Origin of the sequence: Clostridium sp. UBA5712 (assembly GCF_002419845.1) — a bacterium.
Lineage (GTDB): Bacteria > Bacillota > Clostridia > Clostridiales > Clostridiaceae > Clostridium_J > Clostridium_J sulfidigenes.
In genome coordinates this window covers 282,947-301,675 of sequence record NZ_DIGW01000007.1, presented here as the reverse complement: position 1 = coordinate 301,675, position 18,729 = coordinate 282,947, and the positions used below count along the sequence as shown (strand labels likewise).

At 29.4% G+C, this 18,729-nt stretch carries 15 protein-coding genes and 1 other RNA gene; all 16 read right to left on the bottom strand.

Going from position 1 to position 18,729, the window contains the following annotated elements; translation table 11 throughout:
* Positions 1-74: 74 nt before the first annotated feature.
* The 16 genes from B3B03_RS03845 to B3B03_RS03770 all read right to left on the bottom strand — a co-directional run bounded on the left by B3B03_RS03845 (position 75) and on the right by B3B03_RS03770 (position 18,385).
* Positions 75-1,400 (bottom strand): nucleotide sugar dehydrogenase, encoded by a 1,326-nt coding sequence (locus tag B3B03_RS03845; protein WP_346876512.1) that lies wholly within the window; start codon positions 1,398-1,400, stop codon positions 75-77.
* 118 nt (positions 1,401-1,518) lie between these two features.
* Entirely contained in the window at positions 1,519-2,643 is a 1,125-nt protein-coding gene (locus tag B3B03_RS03840; RefSeq protein ID WP_346876511.1) for a DegT/DnrJ/EryC1/StrS family aminotransferase, read from the bottom strand.
* Between the two features lie 276 nt (positions 2,644-2,919).
* Entirely contained in the window at positions 2,920-4,116 is a 1,197-nt protein-coding gene (locus B3B03_RS03835; protein WP_346876510.1) for a hypothetical protein, read from the bottom strand.
* A gap of 61 nt (positions 4,117-4,177) precedes the next feature.
* Positions 4,178-5,272: a glycosyltransferase gene (locus B3B03_RS03830; RefSeq protein ID WP_346876509.1), complete on the bottom strand. Its 1,095-nt coding sequence runs from the start codon at positions 5,270-5,272 to the stop codon at positions 4,178-4,180.
* Positions 5,273-5,352: 80 nt separating this feature from the next.
* Entirely contained in the window at positions 5,353-6,558 is a 1,206-nt protein-coding gene (locus B3B03_RS03825) for an O-antigen ligase family protein (RefSeq protein ID WP_346876508.1), read from the bottom strand.
* Between the two features lie 66 nt (positions 6,559-6,624).
* On the bottom strand, positions 6,625-7,746 hold the full coding sequence (locus tag B3B03_RS03820; RefSeq protein ID WP_346876507.1) for a glycosyltransferase family 4 protein: 1,122 nt from the start codon (positions 7,744-7,746) through the stop codon (positions 6,625-6,627).
* A 1-nt stretch (position 7,747) separates the two neighbouring features.
* Positions 7,748-8,410, bottom strand: coding sequence for a sugar transferase (locus tag B3B03_RS03815; protein ID WP_346876506.1), 663 nt, complete (start codon positions 8,408-8,410; stop codon positions 7,748-7,750).
* Positions 8,411-9,058: 648 nt separating this feature from the next.
* On the bottom strand, positions 9,059-9,910 hold the full coding sequence (locus B3B03_RS03810; protein WP_346876505.1) for a hypothetical protein: 852 nt from the start codon (positions 9,908-9,910) through the stop codon (positions 9,059-9,061).
* A gap of 34 nt (positions 9,911-9,944) precedes the next feature.
* Positions 9,945-10,511: a papain-like cysteine protease family protein gene (locus B3B03_RS03805; RefSeq protein WP_346848488.1), complete on the bottom strand. Its 567-nt coding sequence runs from the start codon at positions 10,509-10,511 to the stop codon at positions 9,945-9,947.
* Positions 10,512-11,004: 493 nt separating this feature from the next.
* Positions 11,005-11,420, bottom strand: an RNA gene (gene rnpB, locus B3B03_RS03800) — RNase P RNA component class A.
* Between the two features lie 283 nt (positions 11,421-11,703).
* The gene (locus tag B3B03_RS03795; RefSeq protein ID WP_346876504.1) at positions 11,704-12,498 is read right to left on the bottom strand and encodes a Nif3-like dinuclear metal center hexameric protein; all 795 of its coding nucleotides are present in this window, start codon (positions 12,496-12,498) and stop codon (positions 11,704-11,706) included.
* A 20-nt stretch (positions 12,499-12,518) separates the two neighbouring features.
* Positions 12,519-13,205 carry a class I SAM-dependent methyltransferase gene (locus B3B03_RS03790; protein ID WP_346848436.1) on the bottom strand — a complete coding sequence of 229 codons (687 nt, stop codon included), beginning with the start codon at positions 13,203-13,205 and terminating at the stop codon, positions 12,519-12,521.
* A gap of 20 nt (positions 13,206-13,225) precedes the next feature.
* Positions 13,226-14,113: a PH domain-containing protein gene (locus B3B03_RS03785; RefSeq protein WP_346848435.1), complete on the bottom strand. Its 888-nt coding sequence runs from the start codon at positions 14,111-14,113 to the stop codon at positions 13,226-13,228.
* A 112-nt stretch (positions 14,114-14,225) separates the two neighbouring features.
* Positions 14,226-15,299, bottom strand: a complete 1,074-nt coding sequence (rpoD, locus tag B3B03_RS03780; RefSeq protein ID WP_346848434.1) for an RNA polymerase sigma factor RpoD — start codon at positions 15,297-15,299, stop codon at positions 14,226-14,228.
* Positions 15,300-15,317: 18 nt separating this feature from the next.
* Positions 15,318-17,093 carry a DNA primase gene (gene dnaG / locus B3B03_RS03775; protein WP_346876503.1) on the bottom strand — a complete coding sequence of 592 codons (1,776 nt, stop codon included), beginning with the start codon at positions 17,091-17,093 and terminating at the stop codon, positions 15,318-15,320.
* Between the two features lie 275 nt (positions 17,094-17,368).
* Positions 17,369-18,385: a deoxyguanosinetriphosphate triphosphohydrolase gene (locus tag B3B03_RS03770; RefSeq protein WP_346848512.1), complete on the bottom strand. Its 1,017-nt coding sequence runs from the start codon at positions 18,383-18,385 to the stop codon at positions 17,369-17,371.
* Positions 18,386-18,729 lie beyond the last annotated feature (344 nt).

Genomic DNA, 18,729 nt, shown 5'->3' with positions numbered 1-18,729 from the left:
ATGCTGGGCGCACTAGTAAAAACACCGAATATCTAAGATATTCGGTGTTTTATTTATGTTGTTTATTTTTTATATTACAATCTCCAGTAAACCACAGAATCTGTATCTACACTATGTCTATCAATGATGCCTTTTACATCTATGAACACATCTTTTTCTACTTCATCCTTAGCTGCTGCTACTTCATCTAAGGCTTCGCTTCTATATAGTGGAGCAAAGTCTTTAATGGTCATTTCTCTGTAATTATGATGAGATACAGCAAGTATAATAGCATCTACCTCTTTAATATCTTCCATAGAAACCATATCTATTCCATACTCATGTTTAATTTCTTCTTTACTTGCTACAGGATCTGTGGCTAATACATTAACTCCATAGTCTTTAAGTTCATCTATGATATCCACTACCTTTGTATTTCTTGTATCTGGACAATCTTCCTTAAATGTAAGTCCAAGAACTGCTACCTTTGCATTTTTAACTCTCTTATTAGCTTTTATTAAACTTTTCACTGTGTTCTCTGCGATATACTTAGCCATTCCATCATTTATGTTTCTTCCAGCAGCTATAACCTTTGATTCAACACCAACCTCTTTAGCTCTGTGGATTAGGTAATATGGATCTACTCCAATACAGTGTCCTCCTACTAAACCTGGGTTTAGCTTTATAAAGTTCCACTTACTACCTGCAGCATCTATTACAGCTTTAGTATCTATACCCATTCTATCAAAGATCATAGCAAGTTCATTAACGAAGGCTATATTAACATCTCTTTGACAGTTTTCTATTAATTTAGCTGCTTCTGCAACCTTTATGCTTTCAGCTCTATATACTCCAGCTTCTATAACTAGTTCATAAGCTTTAGCAACTGTATCTAGAGTTTCTTCATCCATACCAGATACTATCTTCATTATGTTTTCTAATCTATGAACCTTATCACCTGGGTTTATTCTCTCTGGAGAATATCCTATTTTAAAATCTTGTCCACAGATAAGTCCAGATTGTCTTTCTAGTATTGGTACACAGATTTCCTCTGTTACCCCTGGATATACTGTAGATTCATATACTACTATAGAACCTTTAGTTAAGTTTCTTCCTAAAATTTCACTAGCACCTATAACTGGTCTTAGATCTGGAGTTTTATCTTCATTAGTTGGAGTTGGTACTGCAACTATATGGAAGTTACATCCTCTTAGTTTTGTTTCATCACTTGTAAAATCTACAGTAGATGCTTTAATAGCCTCATCGCCAACTTCATTAGTCACATCTACTCCGCTTAAGTACTTATTTATCTTTTCCTTGTTTACATCAAATCCAACTACAGGAACCTTTTTAGCAAAAGCTACTGCTAAAGGCATTCCTACATAGCCAAGTCCTACTAAGGATATTTTTAAATCTTTCATTATATCGTCTCCTACTGTTCAAATTAGCAATTACTATTTTAATAAATATTGATACTTTTTTAACAATTAATTAGGTTTATCCAACAACCTGGTTGTTGTTGGATAAACAAAGCCTTTATTAATTATAAAATTCTTTTATACATTCACATATATATTCAACTTCTTCATTAGTAAGCTCTGGATATATAGGTAATGCAAGAATTTGCTTACACATCTTTTCAGTTACTGGGAACTGACCTTCTTTGTATCCTAGGTATTCAAAACACTTTTGTAGGTGTAATGGCTTTGGATAGTATATACTAGTTGCCACACCTTTAGATTTCAAGAATTCAGCAAGACCATCTCTGTTTTCAGCAAAGATATTAAATACATAATAAACATTCTTTTGGTTTGCAGCCTTAATACCTTGAACTTTTACACCTTCTACATTTTTTAATCCTTCAGTGTAGAGCTTAGCAACTCTTCCTCTATTTTCTATGGCATTGTTTATATATTTAAGTTTAACCCTTAAAACAGCTGCTTGCATAGCATCTAATCTTGAGTTATAGCCTACATAGTCATAGTGATATTTCTTTGATGCTCCATGAACTCTAAACATACGGCACATATCTGCTAGTTCATCACTATTAGTAACTATCATTCCACCGTCACCATATCCACCTAAGGTTTTAGTAGGGAAAAATGAAAACACACCCATATCTCCAATGGTTCCTGCGTGTCTATACCTTTCTTCACCTTGCATCTGCCATCTCATTCCAAAGGCTTCAGCAGCATCTTCTAGCACCTTTAAATCATGTTTCTTAGCAATTTCCATTATCTTATCCATATCACACATTTGATTGAATAAATGTATTGGAAGTACTCCTACGGTATTATCATTAATAGCAGCCTCTAATTGAGCTACATCCATACCACAGGACTCTTCATCTATATCAACAAATACAGGTTTACCACCATGCTTTGCAAGACAAGATGTCGAAGCTAAAAAAGTAAAAGGTGTGGTTACTATTTCCTTATTATCACTAAAACCAAGGATATCTGATGCTATAACTAAAGCATCCGTTCCTGATGCCACTCCTATGGCATGTTTAGCTCCAGTAAAATCTTTTATTTCTTCCTCAAAGATTTTAACTTCATTTCCTAATATAAAAGCTCCACTATCTATTATATTTTTTATAGCTCCATCAAACTCATGTTTTTTTTCTTTATATTCTCTTTGTGATTCATAAAAATTGATCTTCATTCTTCTTCCTCCTATTTTTACACATACAATTGTACACCAATTTATAAAAAAGTAAAATATTTTTTTCTTATGTTTAATAAAATTTTATACTTAACAAATATACCACAAATTAGGCTTTATATCATCTATTAATATATTATCAGTTTTTTTCTCTAAGATTATGATAATTTTATTAATAATATTGATGTGGGGATTAAATTGAGATTTATTATGTAGATTTATAAATTCTTAAAATCTAATCAATATCTTATAAAATCTTATTTCATTAAATGCATTTTAATTCTTTATATAATGATACGCAACTATTTCCATCATAATAAATTTAATACTATTTGCTATGATTCCTGCAATACAAAATCCATAAACTCCCCATTTAATCATTAATAATATACTACATCCTAGGTATATTATACAATACACAATCTGTATAACATTTTGCCACCACATAGGAGCATTTTTTAATAATAAAGGATTAATTATAGTACCACATATCATTATAATTACTGATAAATTTGCAAAATTAAAATAAGGTTTAGCTAATAAATAATCCCCAGAATAAAGTATCCTTACAATAATAGGTGTTAAAGGTATTGATATTAAATAAATACTTATACCCATAATAATAGATGTTAAAGATAATATATAAAATATTTTTTTAGAATTTTTGCTTTTTATTTTAGCTAAGTATGTTAATAATATTGATGTTATTGGATTCATTACTATACCAATGGTTTTACCAACTACAGAAGCAATATAATATAAAGCTACATTAGATGCTCCCAAAATAGGATTTATTAGTAATCTATCTAAATATAAAAGTAAATTAGATATGCAATTAGAAGTAGCTAATTGTATATATTCCTTTTGAATTTTATCAAACTTATCAGATTTAACTTTTTTTTCTAGTTTAAAATCAGTTGTTCTATATGCATATATAAATGCAAAAACTTCTCCTAAACAAAAAACTAGAGGCCATATTTTTATGTATCTAAATATAATTAGTCCTAGCATATATCCTAATGCAGTTACAGCCAAATGCTTAATTATTTTAAAATAGTCCAATTGTATTCTATAATATACATTCATATAACTTCTTAGCATTAAAAAGACTGTAGTCACTATCAAAAATACTGTTTCTAAATTATTCAATTGTTTATGAAAAGTAATTGTAACTATTACCATAGACACAACAGTAATAACTACAACTTTATTTATTATTATAGCAAAATCCTTAAAATTATTCTGTTTATAATAATCTTGGTTTATTAATTTTATATTATTTAATGAATTACCAAATATGCCAGTAATAGCATTAGCAATTCCCATTAGTGTTAGCAAACTTCCAAATTGAGTTATTGGCATACCCGATGATAATATTGGATATATTATTAATTGCAGTATAGCCGTTAAAACAAAATAACCTATCATATTTAACATTAAATCTTTTATTACCTTTTTCTTAGTTATATCCATAATGCTATGTAACCTCCTGATTAAGTAACCTCATCTATCTATAAATACTTATTTACTTTATCTATTTAAAATTAATAGCATACATAATTTTCTTTATTTGACTATGCCATGTTAATCTTTCAGCATCATTTCTTATTTCAGTATCTAGTATATTACATGAATCGTAAAATTCCAAAATATCTTTTATATTAATATGTTCATCATTATTAGGTACCTTTATAACATAGTTAGAATTTATAAATGAGTTATCATAATATCCTAGTATAAATGGTATTCCTCTAGCAGTATACTCTCTTGCTTTTAATATAGAAACTTGATTAAGTCCTATTCTATATATCCCCAAAGATGCTACACCCATTTGACACTTTTTATATACATCAGTTAATTCTTCACCATGTTTACTACCATAAAATATTACCTTTTCATTCAATCCTAAGTTATTAACTAATTGTTTTAATTTATTTGCTTCTAAACTTTCACCTACAATATGAAAATATACATCTCTTTCCCAATCATTTTTATAGTATTCTGATAAACCATTTATCAATCTATCATATCCATGTGCAAAAGTTACATTTGCTACTGCAATTAAATTAAGTTCTTTCTGTTTAACATATCCTGTAAATTCAATTTTTTCCAAATCTATACCATTTTCTATACTTATAGTCTTTATACCATATATTTCTTCATCATTTGTAAAACAAATAATATTCTCTACATATTTATGAATATTCTTACTAACGTAATTATCTGCAATATTCATTAAAAATTTTAAAACAGGTGAATATATGTTTAATTCTTTTTTATATGGATATGTAGGCAATTCCAAAATCACCTTTATATTTAATTTGTAAAATATCTTACATAATTTTAATAGAAATATGTTAGCAACTGAATATCTAATGTAAACAAACTTATACTCATCACAATTTCCCTTAAAAAATTCACATAATCTTTTAAAAAAATATAATGAATTATTTTTCCTTACCATTTTTATTTTTTCATTATTTCTATAAATATAATTATCTTTCATAAAAATAAAATCCATATCAACTTCTTCACTTTTAAATCCATCTAATTGTCCATATATTTTATTAAGCACACCCAAATCTCTTGGTCTGTTTTTTGTTATAGAAGCAATGTATAATCCCTTCATGTTCTTCCTCCCTATTGTAACTTAAGTTACTGCGTAGAATTATTTATATACGTTAAAATGCCAAATTAAGATTAAGTCTTTTACATATGCTCCTGCTCACATCCGATTGCACTATACTTTATTATCATAGTTCCTAATATGTAAAACTGAAAATTATCTAACACATTGTTTCCTGAAAGCATAGCATTTAATAAATACATTATAAATAACATAATTAAAATTGAAATATTACTATTCTTATACTTTTCCAATATATTTTTAATAACATAATAAATGAAAAGTGCAAAGAACATAAATCCAATAATACCCAATTCACACATGAATTCCAATATTATATTATGTGGATATGTAAAAGTAAATTCTGCGTATTGATAAAAATAATTACCTATTCCACATCCTAAAAAAACATTCTGCATAAATAATTCTATAGCTTTAGAGTAAAGAGAAACTCTACCTGCTCCACCATAAGAACTCTCTGACAATAGTCTTTCTTTAATAAATTCAACTGGCACATACTTTATCAAAATAAAAAGGGTCACACTTAATATAATTAAAGTCAATATTATTGAATTTTTAATTATGCTTTTCATTTCAATGCTATTCTTATTTTTTAATAAACTCTTAATTTTTTTCACCATCAATATTAAATAAACTAGACTCAGTCCAATAATTACGCCTTTAGATCCCGTACCTATTATTAATAAAAACATAATAATATTAACTATTGTTTTAACTATCTTGTTATTAAAACACATTAATGATAAAACTGCTATTTCAGCAAAGAAACGACCTAACCATATAGATGTAATAGATTTAGTAGAAATTCTCCATCCCACCAACATTCTGTAAATCCACTCATCATAATACCTTATAATCAGAATAGTAAATATTATAATATTAAGAGTAAAAAAAACTCTTGCAAAAATTATTATATTTTTAGAATTTAAATTAGACATTAGAATCAATAAAATTGTTATACACACTAATATAAATTCAATACTTTTAATCCAACCTTCATAATTACTAAAAGATTTAAGAAATAAATTTATTAATAAGTAAACTATAAATATCCCAATAACATAAATGAACTTCAATAAATCTTTTTTATTTATTTCTAATTGTTTAAATAGAATTAAACAAATTAGATACATAGTCAACCCTATTAAAAGAAATACATGAGAAATCACTTTTCTTTCAGTAACAGCTGAAATCACATTAGAATTATAAGCAATATATAAAAATGTAAATGATATTATTAATTTAATATTTAATTGTTTTTTTTTCATATTTAACTCCATTTTCATCTTCGATATGTATTTTGTAACAAATCCCCATGCCATATCCCAATAACATTATTCTCTAAGATACATCTGATAAATCTTATTCATCTCTTCCATAACACTTTTTAGCTTATATTTTTCTACTTCATCCAAAGTATTTTTTCTTAAAAAATCTATTTTTTCTTTATTTTCTATTAAATCTATTAAATACCTTCTAGTATCACAAAAATCATTTAAGCCAACCAAATACCCATTAAAACCATGCTTTATTAAGTCTTTATTACCTCTAACATCTGTTGCAATGACTGGTTTTCCCAATATCATAGCTTCCATTATATTTTTAGGCAATCCTTCTCTTTGTGAAAATGAACATATAATATCAGATGCTTCTATTATGTTGTATATATCATTTCTCCACCCTAAAAACATTATATTATTACTGATTCCCAGCTTTTCTGCTTCTTCTTTTAAGTTACTAATCTCTTCCCCTTCTCCTGCAAATATAACTTTAACATTACTATGATTACAAATAATTTCTGGAAGAGATTTTACTAATTGCATTTGATTTTTGTTTTTATTTAATTCCCCTATCATCGTAATAACAAAATCACTATTTCCTAACTCTAGTTCTTTCCTAACATCTTTCTCTTCATCAAAATTATTAAATTCTACTCCTACACCATTAACCTTGAATACACTATTATTCCTAACCTTTAATTTACTTTTAGCAGCTACATAATCCTCTTTATTAATAGTTATCAATCCATCTGTCCACCTTGAAGCTATTCTCTCAGCAATATAATATGTTAACCAATAACTTAATGGAGCACCTTTGTAAAAATGAAATCCATGAGCTGTGTATAGTACTGGACCCGAACCACTTATTTTAGCTGCCAATCTACCTAAAAATCCACCTACTGGAGTATGGACATGAATAAGATTAAAATTCACTTCTTTCATAAGTGTTTTCAACTCTTTTAACGCACTAAAAGCCTTGTATGAGTAAGGAGTTCTTGGAATATCAACATCCACCCATTTAATATTCTTATCTTCTTTTATATAATCATATCTATCTCTATTTAATTTTGTTGCAATAAATACTGTATATCCTCTTTCTTTAAAATACTCAATATAAGGCATATGAAAATTCACAATATGACTTTGTAAATGCGCTACAAATAAAACATTTTTCATACTATCTAGCTCCATCTCCTGTAAAAACTACTGCAATAGTCCTAAACAAAACTTTAATATCTATAATAATGCTTCTTATTTCTATATATTCTATATCATATTTAAGCTTTTCTTCTGGCAATAAATCGTAGCCACCATTTACCTGTGCCCATCCTGTTAAACCAGGTTTTACAGCTAGTCTATCTCTAAAGTTTGGTATAGTCTTTTCAAACTTTCTATAGAAAAATTCCAACTCTGGTCTTGGCCCTACTACACTCATATCGCCTTTTAAAACATTTAGCAATTGTGGTAATTCATCAATCCTAGTTTTTCTTATAAATTTACCAAAGGTAGTTATTCGACAATCATCCTTGCTTGCCCACTTAAATCCTTCAGATTCTGCATTGTAAACCATAGATCTAATTTTATACATAGTAAATTCCTCATTATTAATCCCAACTCTCTTTTGAGCAAATATAGGGCTTTTAAAATCTTGGAAAAATACTATGAGCATTGATATTATAAGTATTGGACTAGTAACTATAATTACTATTATGCTAAATACAATATCAAACCCTCTTTTTAATAGATTATAAATAAATAAACTTGATTTCTTTTCGGTATAATCTAAATTTTCTTTATAATTTACATTAATTTCTTCACTATGCAAGCTTGCCTTTTCCATAGTTCTTACCTCCAAACAAAATAATACTAAACTTCCCTTATATAATATACGATATTAAAAGAGACATATTACCTATAACACCATATATTTCATTTCATCTTCTGTAATGAGTTTTATTTTCTATATTTTATTTATGTACAACTAATAAGCTTGTCTAATTTTTAGACTCCTCGAATCTTTGTTAACCTACACAATTACTAGCTTCCGTTAACAAGAACATTTTATTTCTGTCGTTACTCAAAAAATTATATCACAATTTATAATAATTTGCCATATATTTTACTGTTTACCCACGGGGTTATATCCAAATATATCCTTTAATTAAATATTTTATATAAACTTTAATATATTCAAAACAATACTATATTCCTATGTTTTAACATTCTTAACTTTTTATATTTTATGTCCTTCCTTGTTTAAACCCTTGATAGTACTATGATTTAAGCTCCTAGGAGATACTCTTTTCTTTATAAAAATATATCTTAATTCTACCATTGTTTTAATAAATTTTTTTAAATTTTTTTGAAGATTTTTTATAGTTAAAATTATTTTTTCATAAAGCAAAAGACTAGGATTGGGGGAAATCCTAGTCTTTTTATGGTATATACAAACACTACGAGGCATATATTTAGTGCTTGTAGGAAATGCTTATTGTTTATTAGATTTTAGGGATTTTTTATTTACTATTATTAATAAACCTATAGATACTATTGCTATTCCCACAAATATTATTTTTATGGAAGCTATTATAACCTTATCTTTATCACTACCTTCTTCCATAGCTACATCCTTTGATAAAGCCTCTACGTCATAAGGGGTATATTTCTCTGCAATTTGGTTCATCAATTTATCTATATTGTATAGTTTACCATTTTCAAAACCTAACACTTCCGCATTGTTACTAAAAGGAATTGCAAACTCCTTATTATCCATATTTATGTAAATAATATTAGTAACATATAAATCTGTTCTGACAAATTTCATTTCATCTATGTTTTTTATTCCATTATCCTCAAGAAGCTCTATTATCTTTTCTTTATCCAATAAGAAAGAATATCCCTCTGTAGCTAGTCCATCTGAAAAACCAGCCATGGACCAACCTTCACCTTCATTCTTTTTTATAAAGTTAACTAAAAGAGTTTTATTATCCTCTTGAAAAGCTGGTGCAACCCACCTATACTCATCTAAAATATTCTTTTTAAACTCCTTGTTTTCTTTATAGTGTTTTACAATATCACTATCCTGAAGGTTATATATTTTTATAAAGCTTTCCACTCGAAAATATGGTGCCTTCTCTATCTTTAATATATCTTTTATCTCTTCTGAAGCTTCATCTAAAATACCCTCTATGCTATCTCTATCGGAAGATACCTGCAATGATTCTTCACTTAATATTGTAGATACATCTCTATCCCCATCTACGGCAAAAACTGTTATTGATGAAAATAACAGAACAATTATTAATGATAAGTTTAAAAATTTTATACCTATACCCTTCATAAAATATCCCTTTCCTTTGAGTTTTTAGTAAACTCTATCTTCCATAAACAGTTTCTTCATATTTTCTACTATTGTAACTTCCATCTTTAAATGCTTGATATGAACACCAATGGGTAGTTGCATCCCATGGATCTACATAACGAAGAGTGTTACTATATTCATATACTGCATCAATTACTACAAAGTGACCACCATTTCTATTTCCATAGTAATCATAATATCCGCCTAGAGTTATTAGAGGGCTCTGCTTGTCCATTATCTCTGAACGAATAGAATTAATGGTCCATGTACCTCTGTCTACATAAAACCTCTTTTGGTTCTTTGATACATAGGTAGCTACGGATGCTGCAGCATTAGATGTGTTGGGATAATTTTCATATCCTCCTGTAACATAATAAACTCCGTCTGCTTGAGTTCTAGTAGAGCTTGGATTCACAGCTTTTCCTGCCATTTCTCCTGATGCTGCCCAGCACCATTGTGTTTTTTGTTGCCTTATAACTGGCACTCCTACATAATACCAATTTTCCGCAAAAGCTACCGTTGTCATTGAGAAAAGAAAAATAGCTAGTAAGAATATACTTAATAGACTTTTCTTTTTCATTATTATAACCTCCCCTTAAATAATATTATTAAAGATTAAAATCTTTAATTTCAATTAAGTTTTTTTCATTTTGTAAAGCTATGTAACTATTTCGAAACCAAATTTGAAGTTAATTGTTTCATTTTCATGCAATTTACTAAATTTTCTTTATATTAGTATAATATAACATATTTAAAAATTAGGAAACTTCATTTTAGTTCATTTAAGGCTATTTATGTAAAATAACCTTATTTTCCTATATATTCCTATATTTTTGTAACCATTTTAAACATTTCCACTAATTATTTTTATTGTATGATACATTTTATTTTATATTAAGTTTCATTTTGTAAGAATATATTTTTCCTCCATAAGGTTAATACTCAATTCTGATGAAAAATAAAAATCTTATTCTTTCTAATTGAAAGAATAAGATTTTAAAAAGTAAATTATTCACGATTTGTTCAAAAATGCTAAAATAAAAACACTAAGTTCATACCTTAGTGTTTTTAATGGATCGAGTAAGTCTATAAGCCGAGTTCTGTGTTAGACAATCATCTATCTAGGCCCATTATTACTAATGGGCTCAAGCGATACACCCGGGAACGGGACGGGCAGCCCCATAATGTTCCACTTTCGATCTTGCTCCAGATGGGGTTTACATAGCCGCAAAGTCACCATTGCGCTGGTGAGCTCTTACCTCGCCTTTCCACCCTTACCCTAAATGACACTCCAAATCTACGATTTGGTTAGTGGAATTTATGCATTCTAACTTGTTAGAATGTATTCCTCTAAAAAAGTCATTAAGGCGGTATATCTCTGTTGCACTTTCCTTAAAGTCGCCTTCACTGGGAGTTACCCAGCACCCTGCCCTATGGAGCTCGGACTTTCCTCTCCTGATTTCTCAGCAGCGATTGTCTGGCTTACTCGCAAAATTAATATTAACATAAATCTTTTATCATTGCAACGCCTTTAAATTTTCTATTTTTAGTTATAATACCCATATATGAAACTATTTAACTAGATTAATAGATAAATATAAACCTATTTACCTATGAAACTATAGAAAATTTTAACTATATACCTAGTTAAATATATAAAATTTAAACTAGTTAACTATTTAAATAGTTAACTAGTTGTTGGCATAGTGCGGGTTTCAGCGTTTTCCCCTCTATTCAGGCTGTTTTTATAGGAGTATTAGAGCTAGTATTAATTAAATAAAATTATAGGGATCCCTAGTAGCGTTTGACATAATAATCTCCACACCCCTAGGCTCTAATACTTTTTTAATCTTTTCTGATAAACTAATTACAATGGGCCATTCTGAATTAAAATGTCCTATATCTATTACAGAGAGTCCCATCTCTTCATAGTCAGATACAAAGTGATAGGTAGTATCCCCTGTGATTAATAGTTCAGCACCTAGGTCATAGGCTTGCTGCAAGTAATCTTCTCCACTTCCATTGACTAAAGCTATAGTTCTTACTTTTTTATTTAACTCTCCAGAGTATCTTAAATTTTGTATTTTAAATCTATCTTTAATGCCCTTTATTATTTCCTCTAAGGTAGTCTCTTCCTTCAGCTGAACTATTCTTCCCACTCCTGCTGTAGGATCTGATGGAGAAATTTCAATGATTTTACTTTCTTGAAAGCCAAGAATCTTTACAAATTCATCATTTAAGCCACCCTTTACAGTATCCCAATTAGTATGACTAGAATATAGGGCTATACCATTTTCTATTAACTTCATTAGCTTTTTACCTTGGAGACTATCTGTGGTTATGGTTTTAGGCTTTATAAACAGCAATGGATGATGAGTTAAAATAAGTTGAGCTCCTAGTTCCTTTGCTTCCTCTATGACCTTTATGGTGCAATCTAGAGCAACTAGGACCTTTGTTACTTCCCTTTCTCTATCTCCAACCATAAACCCAACGTTATCGTAGCTTTCTTTTAAGTTTAATGGCGCAAGGCCCTCCATTATATTAATGATTTCATTTATTTTTACCATAAAAATATACCTCCGCCCATTTACTCAAGCAAAAAGCCCTTTATCCTTTGAATTTTATCCCATAACTCCAGCTTTCTTTTTCTTGAATTTTCTGTGTCACCCTTAAGTTCTTCATGGATTCTTAAATACTTTTCTAACTTATAATTTAAATATTCCCTATAGGTATTATCTTTCTTACCTAAAAGCAGCTTACTTATTTCATAAAAAATAGGCTCAATAACTTTAGGCTTATCTCCCCAGGATATTTTCATAATTTCATAGTATTTTTCTTCATCATATATAATCCACTCATCTAGGATGTTACACCCTGAGGTATAAAGATATTCCCTTAATACTTCTGGATTTTGTACTGGCTGAACTATAACATAGTCTAACGCTTTAAAAACAGCCTTACTCTCCTCTAGGATATCTCTTATCAAGTTTCCTCCCATACCGGCAATTACAGCTGCCTCTACTTCTCTAGGAGTTACAGTTGTAAGTCCTCCTCCAAGTCTACATTGTATCTTATGTTGCAAATTATTATCTCTAACATTTTTTTTAGCCTTTTCCACGGGACCTTTATTAATATCACTAGCTATGGCAAAGTCTATTTTATTTCTTTTTAAAAGTTCTATAGGTACATATCCATGGTCTGTTCCTACATCTACCATAGATTTAACCCCTGTGATTAAATCACTTATTAACTTTAATCTTTTGCTAATTATCATATTTTCACCTAACACCTTATTTATATAACAGACATAATAAGTCTAATTTGAATATATAGGAATACTATTGCCACTAAAAGTGAAATATAGATATACCTATAAGCAGACTTTTTATCATATTTTGCACAAAAGTGAGCTGCATAATACATACAGAACATCATTGCCATATTTAATAGACCATAGAGCATCTGGGCAAAAGCAAATTGCTTGTCTGTACCTACTTCTCCCGCTTCTTTGGACACGTTAATAACTAATGGCATTACATCTGGAAGTTTATTTAGTATATATAAAACCATTGGAAAAAAAGTTGTAAATAAAATTATTGTACTAGTTAAAATCAATGGATACATAAACTTTTTATCCTTATGTAGTCTACTTACCTTATTATATTTCTTTGTCCAAGTGTTTTCTTCAATACCCAGGCCTTCTAAAATTTCTAGGAATTTTTCAGAGTTCTTAGGTGACACAGCATAGCTTATGTCTTGAGTTTTTAAATATATAACACTACTTCCGCTTGTTACAAACATTCTAGCGGTTCCTAAATTTTTTACTGCAATTCTTCCTATTGCAAATTTATTAGAGGATATACCTGAAAGGCTTATACCTCTTATTTTTCCCTTTTCCACAGTGTAGCATTCTACATCACTTAAGGGTAAAATTACTTTTTTAAGTCCTCCCAGTGCACTTATTCTCACTTCACTATTTGTTATTTCATACTTTACAGTTAACCATACTCCAATATGATATAAGTAGAATATATTACAAATCACCAACATTACTCTTATTAAACTCAACATAAGATAGGAATCTAGAACATAGGCAGACCAAACCCCTATTACATTAAACATAACAAAAGTGAATATAGTTGGAATTATTTCTAGTTTCTTATTGCTATTGAAACTATTCATGGATTACCTCCTTATAAATTGTGTATACTTTTATTTTATATTATACTAAGGGATTTTGTCTATTACAAATTTTGTATATATAACAAAAGAGCTGCCAAAAGACAGCCCCTCACTAATCTAAATAATCCTTAAGCTTTTTACTTCTACTTGGATGTCTTAACTTTCTTAACGCCTTCGCTTCAATCTGTCTAATTCTTTCTCTTGTTACATTGAACTCTTTTCCAACTTCCTCAAGGGTTCTAGCTCTTCCGTCATCAAGACCAAATCTAAGTCTTAGCACCTTTTCTTCCCTTGGAGTTAAAGTTCTAAGTTGACTTATTAATTGTTCCTTTAACATGGTGAAAGCTGCTGCTTCTGCTGGAGCAAGGGCATCATCATCAGGAATAAAATCTCCAAGATGAGAATCTTCTTCTTCACCTATAGGTGTTTCTAAAGATACAGGTTCTTGAGCAATTTTCATTATTTCTCTAACTTTATCTACGCTCATATCCATATGTTTTGCAATTTCTTCTGGTAATGGCTCTCTTCCTAATTCTTGAAGAAGCTGCCTTGATACTCTAATTAACTTATTAATAGTTTCTACCATGTGTACTGGTATTCTAATAGTTCTAGCCTGGTCTGCAATAGCTCTTGTAATCGCCTGTCTAATCCACCAAGTAGCATAGGTACTGAATTTAAATCCCTTACTGTAGTCAAACTTTTCTACAGCTTTTATAAGTCCTAAATTACCTTCTTGAATCAAATCTAAAAATAACATACCACGACCAACATATCTTTTAGCAATACTTACAACTAATCTAAGGTTTGCTTCTGCTAATTTCTTTTTAGCATATTCATCACCATTTTCTATAAGCTTAGCAAGTCTCATCTCTTCTTCACCTGATAATAGAGGCACCTTACCAATTTCTTTAAGGTACATTCTAACTGGATCATCTATGGCAATTCCTTCTGGAATTGTTATGTCAACCTCTATTTCTACTTCTTCTTCCTCCTCAACTTCTGGCTCTAAACCTATAACGTCTATGCCCATAGATTCTAGAACTTCATAAATCTTTTCTATTTGCTCTGGAGTTAGTTCTACACCTTCTACTTCTTCCATTATCTCTTTATAAGTTAAATTCCCTTTTTTCTTACCCTTTTCTACTAATTTCTTTACTATAGCAACTTTTCCTGCTTTGTCCTTCATTCCATTACCTCCTCTCTTCTATAGTTTTCCCATTTCCTTTTGTATATCCATAAGCTCTCTAGCTAACATCAAAGTTTCGTCAACCAACCCTTCAGACTCACACTTTCTAATTTTATCCATAATTTTCTTTCTTGACTCCTCTAACTTGTATTTTTTTATGTTATTCACGCAGTCACTTACCATTTTGTCTATGGATCCTTCATCTATATCAACTTTATATTCCTGAATTTTTATCCATTCCTTTGTGAACTCACTATCTTGCATAGTTTGCAGGTTAATAATCTTTATCAATTCTTCCTTAGAGCACATATTATTTTCTTTAATGATTGTATAAATTACTTTATGTGCCTTTAATATAAGGTCATCTTCACTTACATTACTAAATATTTTATCACTTAGCCTTTTATCAAGGGCAAGGCTTAATACCGTTCTTTCAGCCCTAACAAACCCAGGCTCTAAATATAATTTTTGCCCAAACTTCCTATTTATATTATGATTTTTGCTATTTTCTATAGATTTATTGGAATTTTTATCTAAGGACTCCATTATAGCTTCTTCACCTATGCCACTCTTCTCTGAAACCTGCTTAATATATACAGCTTTTTCTAGTGGATCAAGGTCCTTTAGCACGCTAACTACTCTCTTTAGATATTTAATCACCATTTCTTGTTTTGAAAAGTCAATTCCCTTTTCTGCCATCCTTAGTTTAAAATCTATAATTGGTAGAGCCCCGTCTATTAGATTTAGAAATTTTTCCCTGCCGTAGGATCTAATAAATTCATCGGGGTCTTTTCCACTAGGGATTTGAAGAATTTTAAGGTCAAATCCAGATTTTTGTAATATTTCTAAGCCTCTTATAGTAGCATTTTGACCTGCTACATCTGAATCAAAGGATACTATTACAGTATCAATATATCTCTTTAATAATTTACATTGACCTTCTGTTAATGCAGTTCCTAGGGTGGCAACTACATTTGTTACTCCTTGTTGGGAAAGAGAGATTACATCCATGTAACCTTCAACCATGATAACTGTTCTAGCTGGATTATTCTTTATTGCTAAATTTAATCCATAAAGATTTGTTCCTTTATGAAATATTGGGGTTTCGGGAGAGTTTAAATATTTGGGTTTAGAATCATCTAAAACCCTTCCACCAAAGCCTATTACCCTACCACTGACATTAAATACAGGAAATATAATTCTATTTCTAAATCTATCGTATATATTCCCCTTTTCATTTTTTGTAGTAAGTCCTAGTTCTAATATTTCTTCTTCACTAAAGCCTCTTTGTTTTAAATAGGAACGTATTCCCTGCCAATTGTCTAGTGAAAAACCAATACCAAACTTTTTAATAGTTTCATCTGTTATACCTCTTCCCTTTAGGTATTCATAAGGAGCTTTAAATCTTTTTAAATTAGTATAAAAATATCTGGCCGCTTGTACGTTTATATCATACATTCGCTTAAATTTTTCATTAGTTGCTGAACTTTTACCTGGTGAATCTGCATCATCTACTACAATGCCTACCTTTTCTCCAAGAAGTTTTACTGCTTCCGGAAAAGCCATGTTCCTAGTTTTCATAACAAAACTTATTACATTACCAGCCTCTCCGCATCCAAAGCATTTATAAATTTGTTTTTCACTTGATACAGTAAATGAAGGTGTTTTTTCATTGTGAAATGGACATCTTCCTAAATAATTTTTCCCCGTTTTTTTTAAGGTTACTACCTCTGAAACGATATCCACTATATCATTTTCCTCTTTTATTTTTTGTATTATTTCTTCAGAAAACATTATTAACTCACCTCACTCTCAAGTGATTCTAAACTTAAAGAAACCTACTAAATATATTATTCATTAAGTCTAAAAGAATTTAACTTTACGTACAAATTCCTAGCTCTTATAATTCGACATATATCTCTTAAATCCTTTTTTTTAAAAAAGTTTTTTGTAATATAATTGTATTGTTTGTTATATATATATTCTTTATAAGATATAGTTTTCCTTCATAAAGAGTTACTTTATTTAAATATTTATATAGATAAAATCATTACTTTAAATAAATATCCTTAACTAGGTATATATATGTCCTTAAACAGATCTATACAGTATTCATCACTCATTCCTGCTATGTAATCAGCAACACCTTGATTAAGTCCTTCTTCCTTGGCTATGGACTTGTAAAATTCAGGTAGCTTTTCTTCATGAAAATAAAAATATTTATAAAGCTGAATAAGAATAAACCTAGCTTTATCCCTTTCTTCTTTTAGAAACTCTCCATTATAGACTTCTTTAAACATAAAATCTCTAAGCTTTTTAAAGTTATAATCTATATCTTTAGATAATGACACTTGAATATCATTGGAATTTATATTGCTTTTTGTTCTATAGATACAGTCCTTAACTAAGGTATCTACTCTCTCTCCATGAGTATTCCCTAAAATCTCAAGTATATCCTTTGGTATATCCTCCATAGATAAAATTCCTGCTCTTAGGGAGTCATCAATGTCATGATTTACATAAGCTATTTTATCGCTATACTTTACTACTTGACCTTCTAAGGTAAAAGCCTTGCTACTGTTATTAGAAAAACCACTATGATATAGTATTCCGTCCAATACCTCCTTTGATAAATTTAACCCTTGTCCATTATTCTCTATATATGTTAATACCCTAACACTATTTTGGTTATGGCTAAAACCATTGGTAAGTAATTCATTAAGCACTTCTTCTCCACTGTGAGCAAAGGCAACATGTCCAATATCATGACCTAGGGCTATGGCTTCTATTAAGTCTTCATTTAGTCCTATGCCTCTACCTATAGTTCTAGCAATTTGCGCCACTTCCAAGGTATGGGTAAGCCTGGTCCTATAGTGGTCGCTCCAGGTTTTAATATATACTTGAGTCTTTCTCTTTAGCCTCCTGAAGGATTTACAGTGTATTATTCTATCTCGGTCAATCATATAGGCAGTTCTAACTTCATCTAATTCTTCGCTTCTAGCCCTCCCCATAGAGTTTTTAGATTTTGAGCCTTGTGGTATTATACTATACTCTTCACTCTTTTCTATATTTTCCCTAATATTCATCATTGCACCTACCTTTATTTCTTATTGAATACTTAAAGTTATGCTTAGATGTTCAAATTTAGCTTATAAAAACTTTTATATTATAACATAAACTATTGTTTTATTTCTACAACCTTTAAGTATTCTATATATTTAAAATATTAAATTTAATCCCTTCTAATTATATTTAATAACTATATTATGTATGTATATAATTTCTTTATTATGTATATAGTTTCTTTACTATCCATGAATATTCCTTTAATGTACCATAAATTTTTTTCAATTTTTCAAGGAACTGATATATTTATCATAAATTTTTCATAAATATAATTATAGTAGAGATATTTAGTATTATCTTATAG